Annotated in this window: 13 protein-coding genes; 6 read left to right on the forward strand and 7 right to left on the reverse strand. The window is 72.0% G+C overall.

From position 1 onward, the window contains the following. Positions 1-23: 23 nt before the first annotated feature. Positions 24-809: a helix-turn-helix domain-containing protein gene (locus AC6I72_RS33450; RefSeq protein ID WP_498005206.1), complete on the reverse strand. Its 786-nt coding sequence runs from the start codon at positions 807-809 to the stop codon at positions 24-26. Between the two features lie 63 nt (positions 810-872). Here AC6I72_RS33450 and AC6I72_RS33455 point away from each other — a divergent pair, with 63 nt between their 5' ends. After that, positions 873-1,679, forward strand: a complete 807-nt coding sequence (locus AC6I72_RS33455) for an SDR family oxidoreductase (RefSeq protein ID WP_498005207.1) — start codon at positions 873-875, stop codon at positions 1,677-1,679. Positions 1,680-1,805: 126 nt separating this feature from the next. On the opposite strand, the gene AC6I72_RS33460 is transcribed toward AC6I72_RS33455, so the two are convergent. Continuing rightward, complete coding sequence (locus tag AC6I72_RS33460; RefSeq protein WP_498005208.1) at positions 1,806-2,771, reverse strand: NADP-dependent oxidoreductase; 966 nt, start codon at positions 2,769-2,771, stop codon at positions 1,806-1,808. Between the two features lie 50 nt (positions 2,772-2,821). Between AC6I72_RS33460 and AC6I72_RS33465 the strand changes: the two genes are divergently transcribed. Next, positions 2,822-3,466: a TetR/AcrR family transcriptional regulator gene (locus AC6I72_RS33465; protein WP_498005209.1), complete on the forward strand. Its 645-nt coding sequence runs from the start codon at positions 2,822-2,824 to the stop codon at positions 3,464-3,466. A gap of 307 nt (positions 3,467-3,773) precedes the next feature. Here AC6I72_RS33465 and AC6I72_RS33470 read toward each other — a convergent pair whose 3' ends face one another. After that, a complete protein-coding gene (locus AC6I72_RS33470) occupies positions 3,774-4,388 on the reverse strand; it encodes a TetR/AcrR family transcriptional regulator (protein ID WP_498005210.1) in 615 nt (204 codons plus the stop codon). A 115-nt stretch (positions 4,389-4,503) separates the two neighbouring features. On the opposite strand from AC6I72_RS33470, the gene AC6I72_RS33475 reads away from it, so the two are divergent. Next, complete coding sequence (locus tag AC6I72_RS33475; RefSeq protein ID WP_498005211.1) at positions 4,504-5,193, forward strand: nitroreductase; 690 nt, start codon at positions 4,504-4,506, stop codon at positions 5,191-5,193. Between the two features lie 494 nt (positions 5,194-5,687). Next, positions 5,688-6,485 (forward strand): DUF1963 domain-containing protein, encoded by a 798-nt coding sequence (locus AC6I72_RS33480; RefSeq protein ID WP_498005212.1) that lies wholly within the window; start codon positions 5,688-5,690, stop codon positions 6,483-6,485. Between the two features lie 429 nt (positions 6,486-6,914). On the opposite strand, the gene AC6I72_RS33485 is transcribed toward AC6I72_RS33480, so the two are convergent. The 3 genes from AC6I72_RS33485 to AC6I72_RS33495 all read right to left on the reverse strand — a co-directional run bounded on the left by AC6I72_RS33485 (position 6,915) and on the right by AC6I72_RS33495 (position 9,715). Beyond that, on the reverse strand, positions 6,915-7,988 hold the full coding sequence (locus AC6I72_RS33485) for an alkene reductase (protein ID WP_498005213.1): 1,074 nt from the start codon (positions 7,986-7,988) through the stop codon (positions 6,915-6,917). Between the two features lie 295 nt (positions 7,989-8,283). Further along, positions 8,284-8,763: a MarR family winged helix-turn-helix transcriptional regulator gene (locus AC6I72_RS33490; protein ID WP_498005214.1), complete on the reverse strand. Its 480-nt coding sequence runs from the start codon at positions 8,761-8,763 to the stop codon at positions 8,284-8,286. Between the two features lie 13 nt (positions 8,764-8,776). After that, entirely contained in the window at positions 8,777-9,715 is a 939-nt protein-coding gene (locus AC6I72_RS33495; protein ID WP_498005215.1) for an NADP-dependent oxidoreductase, read from the reverse strand. A gap of 243 nt (positions 9,716-9,958) precedes the next feature. Between AC6I72_RS33495 and AC6I72_RS33500 the strand changes: the two genes are divergently transcribed. Continuing rightward, entirely contained in the window at positions 9,959-10,531 is a 573-nt protein-coding gene (locus AC6I72_RS33500; RefSeq protein ID WP_498005216.1) for a TetR/AcrR family transcriptional regulator, read from the forward strand. Next, positions 10,528-11,199 (forward strand): membrane protein YczE, encoded by a 672-nt coding sequence (gene yczE, locus AC6I72_RS33505; RefSeq protein ID WP_498005217.1) that lies wholly within the window; start codon positions 10,528-10,530, stop codon positions 11,197-11,199. The genes AC6I72_RS33500 and yczE overlap by 4 nt, the downstream gene beginning before the upstream one ends. A 395-nt stretch (positions 11,200-11,594) precedes the next feature. Here yczE and AC6I72_RS33510 read toward each other — a convergent pair whose 3' ends face one another. Next, positions 11,595-11,831 (reverse strand): hypothetical protein, encoded by a 237-nt coding sequence (locus tag AC6I72_RS33510; RefSeq protein WP_498005218.1) that lies wholly within the window; start codon positions 11,829-11,831, stop codon positions 11,595-11,597. Positions 11,832-12,007 lie beyond the last annotated feature (176 nt).

The raw sequence follows: 12,007 nt of genomic DNA on the forward strand, positions 1-12,007 counted from the left end.
GCCGGCGGCAGACGTCCGGCGCGTCACACAAGGCGGGTCAGGGCCGCCTCGGACGGGCTCCCGGGCGTCGCCTGGTACACGATGATCACCTGTTGCTCGGCGCCGCCGACGGTGAGCGCCTGCCTTCGCAGGGCGAGGCTGCCGACGACCGGGTGCGCGAAGCGCTTGAGTTCGTCCCGGGCGGGCCGCGTCTCGTGCCGCATCCACAACTGACGGAACTCCTCGTCCGTCTCCAGCTCGGCGACCAGGCGGACGGTCCTGGGGTCGCGTGGGTCGGCTTCGGCGCGCAGGGCCGCTGCGGTCTGCGCGGCCACCTCCGCCCAGTCGGGGAAGAGCCGGCGGGACGCCGGGTCGAGGAAGACCGCTCGGACCAGGTTGCTCCCGGGCTCGTACAGGGGGGCGAGGGCGCGCGCCTGCTTGTTCGCCGCCAGTACGTCGAAGTAGCGGTCGCGCACGTACGCAGGGCGGTCCGTCCACGCGTCGAGCAGCCGGTGCACGTCCTCGGAGACCTCGGTCCGTGACGGCGGCACGGGGGCGGGGCCGGCGAGGGCGTGCAGGTGGGCGCAGGCGTCGGCGTCCAGCTCCAACGCCCGCGCGAGGGAGTTCAGCACCTGCGGCGAGGGATGCCGGTCGACGCCCTGTTCGAGCCGGACCAGGTACGGCTCGCTGATTCCGGCGAGCCGGGCCAGTTCCTCCCGGCGCAGTCCTGCCACCCGGCGACGTCCGACGGCGGGCACCGCCACGTCCGCCGGAGCGACCCGTCCGCGCCGGGCCTTGAGGAAATCTCCCAGAAGATTGTCGGCCACCATGCCGCGAGGGTAACCCCGTGGGGGTGCTGGCTGCCGAGGGGCAGACGGCGCAGGCTCGACGTCATGAAGACCTGGTTCATCACCGGCGCGTCCCGCGGCTTCGGCCGTATCTGGGCCGAAGCCGCCCTCGACCGCGGCGACCGCGTCGCCGCCACCGCACGTGACACCGAGACGCTGCGGCCTCTCCTGGACGCACACGGGGACGACGTCCTCCCCATCGGACTCGACGTGACCGACCGCACTGCCGTCACTGCCGCGGTGCGGCGGGCCGCCGAGACCTTCGGCCGCCTGGACGTGGTCGTGAACAACGCGGGCTACGGCCTGTTCGGCATGGTCGAGGAGACCACCGAGGAACAGGCTCGCGCCCAGCTCGACACCAACCTGTTCGGCCCGTTGTGGGTGACGCAGGCGGCCCTGCCGTACCTGCGGGCCCAGGGCAGCGGTCACATCCTTCAGGTCTCCAGCCTCGGTGGCCTGGCCGCCTTCCCCACGCTCGGGCTGTACAACGCCTCCAAGTGGGCCCTGGAGGGGATGAGCGAAGCCCTGGCCCAGGAGGTCGCCCCGTTCGGGATCCACGTGACTCTGGTCGAACCCGGCCCCTACGGCACCGACTGGTCGGGGGCCTCCGCGGTGCACACCGAGCCGCTCCCCGCCTACGAACCCGTCCGCGCCGCACGCCGGGCCGGTGCCTCCGCCCGCGCACCACAGGACGCGCGGGGCACCGCCGCCGTGGTCCTCGAACTCGTCGACACCGACGCACCACCCCTGCGGCTCTTCCTCGGCACCTACCCCTATCCGGTGGTCGAGGCGGCCTATCGGAAGCGGCTCGACACATGGAACGACTGGCGCCACCTCGCGTCCCGTGCGTGACCGGTACGGAGCACCCCGCGGCGTCCAGGGTCGCCGCGTGCCACGTGCTGCATGCTGTCCCCGGCATCGGGGACGGGACGCCTCGGCCGTGGCCGGAGCACGTTCATCGTCGCGGGGAGCCTGGCGCTACTCGGTCTGGAGGTCGATGACGATCTTGCCCCGCACGTGCCGGCCGGCCTGGAGCCCGGCCGCACGGCGGATCTGCCCGATCGGGAAGCTCCCCGCGATCGGCACCCGCAGCCGGCCCGCGGCGACCAGGCGGGCGATCTCTTCCAGAGCTTCGGGGGCCGCATTCGCGCCATTGCCCGCTGCCACCCCCTCGACCTGCGCGGCGATGGTGCAGATGCGGCTGTCCGGGACGCCGAGTTCCCTTGCGACGTGCACTGTCTCGGTCCCGTACAGGTCGAGGGCGGCGGTGACACCGCCGGGAGCGAGGGCTCGGACCCGGTCGCCCAGGCCGTCGCCGTAGGCGACCGGTTCGGCTCCGAGGCCGCGCAGGTAGTCGGCCGATGCCGCCGATCCCGTCCCGATGACGCGCGCTCCCGCGATCCGCGCCAACTGGACGGCGAACACCCCGACCCCGCCCCCGGCGCCGCCGATCAGAACGGTGTCGTGCGGGCCGGGGTCGATCGCGGCGAGGGCGGCGGATGCCGTGCGGCCGGCGATCGTGAGGGTGGCGGCGGTGCGGTCGTCGACGCCGTCGGGTGTGTGGTGGGCCTCGTTCGCCGCGATCCCCGCGGCCGGGTCGACCACCACGAAGTCGGCGACCGCGCGGGAGAGGGCTCCCCCGAACACCCGGTCGCCGGGCGCGAAGCCGCCCACCCCGTCACCGACCTGGTCGACCACTCCCGCGTAGTCGGTCCCGAACCCGACAGGCAGGGCCAGGCCGAACCTGGCGGCGGTGTCCGCATCGGCGGTCATGATCCAGTCCATCGGGTTCAGGCCGGCCGCCGTGACCCGCACACGGATCTGCCCCGGGCCGGCCTGCGGCGCGGGGACCTCGCGGACATCGAGGACCTCCGGGCCGCCGAACGAATCGAGCTGGACCGCCCTGCTGCCGTCTGCGCTCGGTCGCCTGCTGTGGGTCTGCACGGGGCTCCCCTCTCCTTGCCGTACAGCGAAACGGACTATGCTCCGTTTACATGAACGACCGTAGCACAAACGGAGCACGTTCCGTTTCCGGCGGGACAGGGGTCCGCGCGCCACGGGCGGACGCGGTCCGCAACCGCGACCACCTGCTCGCAGTGGCCACTCGCGTCTTCATGTCGGCCGACGCCGAGCCGTCGATGCGCGTGATCGCCCGCGAGGCAGGGGTCGGCATCGCCACCCTCTACCGGCACTTCCCGACCCGCGAGTCGCTCGTCGACGCGGTCTACCAGGACCAGGTCGTGCGTCTGACGACCGGCGCCCGCGAACTGCTCGGCCAACTGCCCCCACCTGCGGCGATGCGACGCTGGATGGACTCGTTCGGGGACTGGATCGCCACCAAGAACGGCATGCTCGACACGCTGCTCGCGATGATCGAATCCGGTGAGATCACGCATGCGCAGACCCGGACCGAGCTGCTGACGGCCATCAGCACGATCCTCGACGCAGGCCGCGCGACCGGGGAACTCCGCTCCGACGTCACCGCGGACGACGTCGCCGCCTCGCTCATCGGCATCTTCACCGTGTTCCCACCGGTCGGACACAAGGCCAGGGCCGGCCGCTTGCTCGACCTCCTGATGGACGGCCTCCGGTCCCATGGCCGACCGGGCCCCCTCGAACCACAGGACGTCACTTCCTGACCCTTCCGAAGGGAGCTTCGGGGCCTGCGCGGGCAGACGGTGCTGCAAGCGGATGGGAGCAGACCGAGGCGGGGGCCAGGGGAGCAGACCGACGTGAAGGCCGGCGAGTCCGTGACGGATCCGTAGGCGCTTGAACCGGTGGAGCCGGATGGAGGACCACTCCCTGGGCCGCAGCGCAGGCACGTCGGTCAACGACACACGCGCACCGACGAGCGGCTGATCCGGACGGGAACCGCCCGGGCCGTTTCGTTCGGGGCATCAGCGCGCCTCCGGCCTTCCGGCCGGGCCCGCCCGGACGTCTTCCTCGTCAGTCCTTCCCCTGCTTCTCCTGCAGAGCCTGACTGAGGAGGACTTCCGCCGCCGCCCACGCGTGCCGACCGTAATCCGCTTCACCCAGCACCATGGCTCGGCTGGCCGCCCCGTCCGCGAGGGTTGCCAGTTGCTCGGCGAGCGGGAGGGGTTCGCGGCAGCCCAGCTCCGTCAGCACCGCGACGATCAGCTGCACCATGCGCAGCTTCTGCTCCCGCGCGTAGGAGTGCACCGCGCTCTCCGGGTCAGGAAACTCCGCGGCGGCATCGATGAACGGACACCCGCGCACCGGAGTCGCGTCCGCCACCGGCAGGTCGAACAACCTGCGGATCCGGTCACGCGGAGGGATGTCCTCGCGGGTCAGCACGCCTTCCAGGGTGGCCCCCGACAGCGCGAGGCCCTGCAAGTGGGCGATGACCAGATCGTTCTTGGTGCGGAAGTGCGCGTAGAGCGTCCGCTTGGACACCGGCGCTTCCTCGGCGACCTGTTCCATGCCGGTCGCGCTGATGCCCTGGGTCGCGAACAGCCGGGCGGCGGCAGCCAGAATGCGCTCCCGCCCGCCGCGCCCTCGCCGCCCGGGTGCGGTGGCCGTCGTACTCGCGGTCGTGTCCATGAAGGAAGTATACGCACTCGTTTACTTAGGTCGGCGTCTCACGCTAAGGTGGTCCCGCATGTAAACGCATCCGTTTACATGGACGCTTTCGTCATCGAGGTCATCAAGGAGTCCCATGAGCAGGACCGTCCCCACTGAGCTGAGCAGCTGCGCGGAGAAGCTGATACGCGGCCGTCACGCGACCCGCGCGTTCCGTCCGGAGCCCGTGCCCGAGGACACGATGCGCAGGATCTTCTCGCTGGCCGGCACCGCGCCGTCCAACTCCAACGCCCAACCCTGGCGGGTGGAGGTGGTGAGCGGCGCGGCACGTCAGCGTCTGGCCGGAGCCCTGCAGACGGCCCACGCCGAAGGGCGCACCTCGGTGGACTTCCCGTATGCAGAGACGATGTACGCGCAGGTGCACCAGACACGCCGGGCGGCGTTCGGTGCCGCACTGTACGGGGCGCTGGGCATCGGACCCGACGATCACACGGCACGTGCGGCCTACGACTCGGAGAGCCTGGGCTTCTACGGCGCACCACACGCGGCCTTCCTCTTCGTCCACGGTGACGGAGGGGCCAGGCTGGCCGCGGATGTCGGCGCCTACATGCAGACGCTGCTCCTGGCGATGAGCGCGTACGGCGTGGACAGTTGCCCGCAGGGGCTGTTGAGCTTCTACGCCGACACCGTCCGCGCCGAACTCGGCGTCACCGCAGGGAAGCTGCTCGTCGGCATCTCCTTCGGCTACGCCGACGAGGCGGCGCCGGTGAATCAGGTGAAGACCGAGCGGGCTCCACTCGAGTCGACCACGGCCTTCCACGACTAGGCAGTTGCGTGTGGGGCGGCGGGCGGGGGGTCACGGTCGTTCCGGGTTCGTTCCGCGTCACAGTCCGGGCGATCACCCGCACAAGCGCGGCGTCCGCGCGGTGATCGCGGTACGGGCCGACCGACAGGCCGGCCGGATGCGGCGCGGACCGGCCGACGGCAGAACGCCGGCCTTCGGCCGGAAGGCGCACGAGCGACGGTGCCGTTCGTCCTCGCCCCGGCGCCGCGTGGGGCTCGATCCGCCGCACGCGAGGGGTGCCTTCCCTGAGCGCGCGCGGCACACCGGCTCGTGGCGTACCGGTAGTTGACCGTGGCCGTCAGGCACCTTGGTCTCAGGGGCCTCTCGGAGTGTCGTCGGCCTGCGGCGCTTCCGGGCAGGGCCCCCGGAACACCGAAGTCAGGACGCGGGGCCAGGTCTGTTGCGCGGGCCCCGATGACCCGCTGCCGCGGCCGCGGTCCCCCTGCGCTGTCCTACGTCCCGGCTAGGGTGTGGCTGTGATCGATGACTGGAACACCGACAGAGTGCATCGCTTCCGCGCCGAAGCCGTGTCCCGTGGGCTGCCGGCGGAGGAGGTCGAGGAGTGGATACGGACCGCTGTGCCGGGCACGTTCTTCGCACAGGGCGGGGACGGGCCGCTCGCGGCGCGGACGGGTGGTGATCCGGTACTGCCGAAAGGCGCCCCGGATCCGTGCCACCCCCTGATCGCCCGCGTCGACTGCGCGCTGATACCCCAGGGCGCCACCGGACTCCCCCTGCCGTCGGACGGCCACCTGCTGTTCTTCGCCGACCTGGAGCCGGGCCTGCACGGCCCGACGAGTGACGCGGTGTGCCATGTCCCCGCCGGGACACCGGCGGCCGTCCGGCGTGTGGACACCGCGTACGGGCCGTTCGAGCCGCAGGACATGCGCACGATGTGGCACCACGTGTCCCCGCCGATGCCGGAGAGCTTCGCGGAGGCCAGGTGGGACGCCCCCGACGACGAGGAGTACGAACTCGCCGAGGAGCTGCAGAGCGCCTGGACGCACGTGGGGGGCTCCTGGCCGACCTGGACGTTCGCCCTCGGCGCCCACCCTGTCGTCCTCAACGACGACCCTCTTCTCCTCGCCAAAGACGACGAGCCGGAGACCGGCGACGCCGCGGCGGACGCCGACGACTGGGCCCTGCTGGCCACCTGGCGTGGCGATGAGCAGGTCCGCGAGCTGGGCTCGTACGTCGTCAGCTGGATGATCCGCCGCCAGGACCTGGCGTCCCTGCGCTTCGATCGCGTGTACAGCCACGTCGACAGGGCATGACGCCCGGCCCTGCGCCCGGCCGTCGGCCGCACGCGCGGCCGAGGTGACGCGGGGCGCGGGCCGGGCCGCGGGGCGGTGCGCCCTCCTGCCCCGTGCCGGGGACGCGGTGCGGCAGATCCATGCCGGGACGGTGTTTCAGGGCACGGAAGCGGGCGCCCGCCGCGCGACCCGGACCCGCTGGAGCCGGATGGGGACGGCGAAACGTGAACCGGAGTCTGCGAGCGGCCGACCGGAGTGAGAGTCCGTCCCCGGTGAGGGCGTGCCTTGGAGCTGCGGACAAAAGTGGGTTCCGGTCAGCGGGCGGTGTCCGGTGCGTGCGGTCGCAAGGCGCCGGAAGGCCCTTGTAGCGGAGCTGTCAGGGCCTTCCGGCAACACGGCGAGGGCGCGTGCCGGGCGCCGGCCGCCGGGGCCCACTTTTGTTCGCAGCTCTTACAGGTGCGGGTAGTCGGTGTAGCCGCGGTGGTCACCGCCGTAGAAGGTGGCGCGGTCCGGCGTGTTGTAGGGGCCCTGGGCGGCCAGGCGGGCGGGCAGGTCGGGGTTGGCGAGGAACAGTGCCCCGAAGGCGATCATGTCCGCGGTGCCGTCCTGGATGAGGGTGAGCGCGTCCGGGCCGGTGGGCTGTGGGTGGGTGAGCGGGTTGAGGATGAACGTCGAGGGCCAGAGCTTGCGCAGGCGTGCGGTCAGTTCCCGGTCGGCTCCTTCCATCATGTGCAGGTAGGCCAGGTTCAGCTCGCTGAGCCGGGTGACCAGCGTGGTGTAGGTGCTCTCCACGTCCGCCGGGTCGTGCTCGGCGATGTCGTTGTAGGGGTTCGCGGGCGAGATCCGGAAGCCGGTGCGGTGGCCGCCGATCGTCTGTGCGACGGCCTCGGCCACCTCCAGAGCGAACCGGACCCGGCCTGCCACATCACCGCCCCAGCCGTCTGCGCGCCGGTTGGTGTCGGGGGCGAGGAACTGGTGGATCAGGTAGCCGTTCGCGCCGTGGATCTCGACCCCGTCGAAGCCCGCGGCGATCGCGTTGCGTGCCGCGTCCGCGAAGTCGGCGACGGTGCGGGCGATGCCGGCGGCGTCCAGTTCCTGCGGGGTGACGAAGTCCAACGGCCCCTCGTGGGTGAACACCTGGCCCTTCGCGGCGACGGGTGAGGGCGCGACGGGGTGCAGACCGGCGGGGAGGAGACGGGGGTGGCCGATGCGGCCGGTGTGCATCAGCTGCGCGAAGATCACCCCGCCCTTGGCGTGGACGGCGTCGGTGACCTTGCGCCAGGCGGCCACCTGCTCCGGCGAGTACAGGCCCGGTGTGTCGGGGTAGCCCTGGCCGACCGGAGAGGGCTGTATGCCTTCGGTGACGATGAGGCCCGCGCTCGCTCGCTGGCCGTAGTAGGTCGCCATCAGGTCGGTGGCGGTGGCGCCCGGCCCGTAGGCCCGGCTGCGGGTCATCGGCGCCATCACGATGCGGTTGGCCAGCGACCGGCCTGCCACATCGACCGGGGCGAAGGCGTTCGTCATGAGCATCTCCCTGCTGTCACAAAGATGGAAGAAAAAGGGGGGGCACCTGCTGCATCGCCGGCCTGCGAGCCGTCTCTGCGCGCCGGTCCTGGTACGGAGCTGAGCCCGCGTAGCGCCGAAGGGACCGCAGAGGCCCGCGTGCGTGTTCGTGCGCTCCCGCCGGGCTGATACGTCGCTCATGGGCGGAGTTGAAGCATGTACTCCTGGCCGGTGGGGAGCGAGGGCTGCCGTCGGGCAAGCCCTCGCTCCCCCCGGACACGGTGGTGCCGGCGAGTCAGCCGGCTCCCCGTGCCGCTCACTCGCCAGGCGGCTGTCGGCCGTGGTCCCTGACCGACTTCTCGATGATGCGCGCGCAGGTGGTGAACGCCTGGATCTGATCAGGGGTCAGGTCGCGCACGGAAACCTGTTCCAGGGTGCGCCACATGTCGGCGATGGGCTCTTGGAGAGCACGCCCCGCGTCGGTGAGGTGGACCACCATGACCCGCCGGTCGTGGGAGGCGGGCTCCCGGGTGAGCAGCCCGGCCTCCTGCATGCGGCGCAGGGACTTGGAAACGGTGGAGTGGTCGAGACCGGCCCGCTCCAGCAGTTCCGCCTGGGTCCGGCCGTCGCGGTCGAAGAGCTGCATGAGCAGCAGTTCCTGCCCCGGGTGCAGGTTCATGGCGCGCAGCATGGCGGCGGCATGGGCGCGGTGGGTGCGGGCGAGCTGGAAGATGGCGTAGCTCAACGGCCCCGCTTCCGCCGTGTTCGGAAGCTCCGATGGGGTGGGGTCTGACATGGCTGCTCCCTCGTCACGCAGCAAGTGGGCTGGTGGACTGGTCGACGGTGAGGACGATCTTGCCGCGATTGTGGCCGGCGTCGCTGGCCTGCTGCGCCTTGGCCGCTTCGGCGAGCGGGTAGGTGGCGCTGATCGTGGTGACCAGTGTGCCGTCGGCGGCCTGCCGGGCCAGCTCGGCGAGGCGGGCGGCGGAGCGGCGCTGGGGACCCTCGGCGAAGACGACGCCGAGTCCGGCGGCGCGGAAGTCGGCGGTGGTGACGATCCGGTCCGTGCCGCCGCGCAGGGTGATGGAGTCCTCCAGAGCGCCCTTGCCCGCGGCGTCGAAGACGGCGTCCACCCCTTCGGGGGCGAGCGCACGGACCCGCTCGACCAGGTTGTCGCCGTAGACCAGTGCGGTCGCGCCGAGGGAGGTGACGTACTCCTGGTTGGCCGGTCCGGCGGTGCCGATGACGCGGGCGCCGCGGGCGACGGCCAGCTGGACGGCGATGGTGCCGAGCGCGCCGGAAGCGCCGTGGATCAGCAGCGTCTCACCGGAGGTGACGCCGAGCAGGTCCAGGACGCGTTCGGCACCGTCGCTCGCCACGGGCAGGGCGGCTGCGTGTACCCAGTCCAGACCGGCCGGCCTGTGCGCGAGGACGGCAGCGGAGGCCAGGGCGTACTCGGCGTAGGAGCCGGTGTCGGACCAGCCCAGGACCTCGTCCCCCACCTTGAGGCGGTCGACGCCCTCGCCGACGGCGTCGACCGTACCGGCGATCTCGCCGCCGGGCACGGCGGGCAGCGTGGTGGGGAAGACGGCCTCCATGCCGCCGGAGCGGATCTTGCCGTCCACCGGGTTGACGCCGACAGCCCGGACGCGCACACGGACCTGACCGGGCCCGGGCCGAGGAACGTCGATCTCCGCCTCGTGCAGGACCTCGGTGCCGCCGAACGTGTCGAAAACGATGGCCTTCATGACTGTTCTCCTCGCAGTGGGATGCCACACCGGCCAACTTCCGTGGCCAGCCACATAAAAGTAGCACCGATTAGGTGGCTAGCCAAGTAATCGCTTCGCGCGGGATCCCGGGCGCGGGCCGCCCACCTCCAAGGGGCCCATCCGGGGCCCATCGGAGGCCCATCGGGGGGCTCATCGGGGGCCCACCCCTTCTTCCTCTCTGAGGCGTCGACGGAAACTTGCCTGACTGGTAAGTTAAATTTCATGAGTCCTCGAAGGAGTGCCAGGAACCAGCTCATCGAGAGCGCGGAGGAGGTCTTCTACCACCGGGGCCTCGGGGCCACCGGTGTGGATGCCGTCGTGCAGGAGGCAGGTGTGTCGAAACCGACGCTGTACGCCCATTTCTCCGGCAAGAGCGAACTGGCCGCCACGGCACTGCGGCACCGGCACGGCGAGGCGGCTGCGGAACTGGACGAGTGGCTGGCCGGCGTGAGCGATCCCGGCGACCGGCCGCTGGCGGTGTTCTCGTGGCTGGCTCACCGGTACGAGAGGAAGGGCGGGCGGGGCTGTGCCTTCCTCAACGCCGCGGCCGAGGTGGTCGATCCCGAGGACCCCGTGCGCCTGGCGGTCCGGGAGGAGAAGCGGTGGCTGCGGGAACTGCTCACCGGCCTGTGCGCACAGGCCGGGACGGCAGCACCCGAACTCCTCGCCTCGCAACTGCTGTTGCTCATCGACGGCGTTGCCGGGCGCGTGGTCGTCGAGGGGCCACAGGCCGCCGCGCGGGCGGTGGCCGACGCCGCGGACGCCGCCGCCGTGCTGCTGGCCGCCGCCTCATGAGGTGGGCCGGGGACCGGGTCGCGCGGCGCGCCACCCGGCTTCTGGCGGGTCTGGCTCTCTACGGGGTCAGTACGGCCCTGCTCGTCCGGGCGGGCCTGGGCACGGACCCGTGGACGGTGCTCACCCAGGGCATCGCCCGTACCACGGGGCTGGCCCTCGGGGCGGTCGTCGTCCTGGTCTCGGCCGGCGTGTTCCTCCTCTGGCTCCCCCTGCGGCAGCGGCCCGGCATCGGTACGCTCGCCAACGCCGTCCTCGTCGGCCCCGTTCTCGACCAGGCCCTGCGGGTACTGCCCGCGCCGCAGCCCTGGCCGTACCGGCTGCTCTTCCTGGTCGGCGGCCTCGTCGGCACCGCGGTGGCCACCGGGCTGTACGTCGGGGCCGGCTGGGGGCCTGGCCCCCGCGACGGGCTGATGACGGGGCTGGCGCGGCTGGGTCTCTCCGTCCGCGTCGCCCGTACCCTCGTGGAGGCATCGGTCCTGGTGGGCGGGTGGCTGCTCGGTGGCACCGTCGGAATCGGCACGGCGGTGTACGCCATCGGCATCGGACCACTCGTCGGCTACTTTCTGCCGCGCCTGGCTCTGGGGTCGAGCGAGCCGGGGAAGCCGCCGCGTGACGGGCACGCTCGCGCGTCCCGGCCGGACGCCGCGGTGGATTCGCCCGCACCCTGAGTCCGCGCCGGACCGGAGGGACCGTTCCCCCGCCGGGCGTTGAGCAGCGGCTCGGCGGCAGCCTGTGCGCACTCGGCTCACGTCCCGGTGCTGCCGGCGCAGCCGCCCCGCATTTTCACCTCGCGGCGGGCCCAGCGGCATCACCCGGGCCTGCAACACACGGGAACGGCCGGCCAGGCTCACGGTGTCCGGGGCGGTGATCGGCGAGCCACCGCGTCCACGGCCCGGCAAGCCGGTGCTCGGTGAAGTTGCCGACGGCCTCCGCGCCAGGCGCGGAGGCCGTCCGTGTCACGCCCAGTGCCCGCAGGTCCTGAAGACCGCGGCCCACGGGAGCCGCGATGAGCCGGCGGTGCCGGAGGGAGGCGGCAGCCCGGTGAGGGCGGGCGGCTACGGCATCAGTAGAGCGCCCAGAGGGAGATACGCCCGTTGTTGTCGACGCAGGTGGCGTCCTGGTAGTGCTTCTTCGCCTCGGGGATGTCCGCCTGGCACGCGGCCATGTCGGGGTACATCTCAGGTCCACCGGCGATGTCGTGCCAACTGGCGGCGGAGGCGGAACCAGCCGTCAGCGGAATCGCGACCGCGGCGGCAACGGCAGCAAGACCGTAGGTCGTTCGCTTGCGCCACGACTTCATGCATCTCTCCTCACATAAAGGGCCGGACCCGGGCCGGCCGGGTCTTCCATGTCAGCTCGACCGGTGCCCGGAGAACCCCCGGACAGTCCTCAGTTCACGACACCGGCACCACATCTCCCAATGGCACCGCCGAGCCGGCGACGACGGGACATCGCTCACCGCCCTACGTCGGGCGA

The organism is Streptomyces sp. Xyl84 (assembly GCF_059731885.1).

Coding starts and splice junctions, on each gene's coding strand:
- AC6I72_RS33500 (WP_498005216.1), top strand. CDS start 9,959: ATGAGTCCTCGAAGGAGTGCCAGGAACCAGCTCATCGAGAGCGCGGAG.
- AC6I72_RS33475 (WP_498005211.1), top strand. CDS start 4,504: ATGAGCAGGACCGTCCCCACTGAGCTGAGCAGCTGCGCGGAGAAGCTG.
- AC6I72_RS33495 (WP_498005215.1), bottom strand. CDS start 9,715: ATGAAGGCCATCGTTTTCGACACGTTCGGCGGCACCGAGGTCCTGCAC.
- AC6I72_RS33450 (WP_498005206.1), bottom strand. CDS start 809: ATGGTGGCCGACAATCTTCTGGGAGATTTCCTCAAGGCCCGGCGCGGA.
- AC6I72_RS33490 (WP_498005214.1), bottom strand. CDS start 8,763: ATGTCAGACCCCACCCCATCGGAGCTTCCGAACACGGCGGAAGCGGGG.
- yczE (WP_498005217.1), top strand. CDS start 10,528: ATGAGGTGGGCCGGGGACCGGGTCGCGCGGCGCGCCACCCGGCTTCTG.
- AC6I72_RS33470 (WP_498005210.1), bottom strand. CDS start 4,388: ATGGACACGACCGCGAGTACGACGGCCACCGCACCCGGGCGGCGAGGG.
- AC6I72_RS33485 (WP_498005213.1), bottom strand. CDS start 7,988: ATGACGAACGCCTTCGCCCCGGTCGATGTGGCAGGCCGGTCGCTGGCC.
- AC6I72_RS33510 (WP_498005218.1), bottom strand. CDS start 11,831: ATGAAGTCGTGGCGCAAGCGAACGACCTACGGTCTTGCTGCCGTTGCC.
- AC6I72_RS33465 (WP_498005209.1), top strand. CDS start 2,822: ATGAACGACCGTAGCACAAACGGAGCACGTTCCGTTTCCGGCGGGACA.
- AC6I72_RS33455 (WP_498005207.1), top strand. CDS start 873: ATGAAGACCTGGTTCATCACCGGCGCGTCCCGCGGCTTCGGCCGTATC.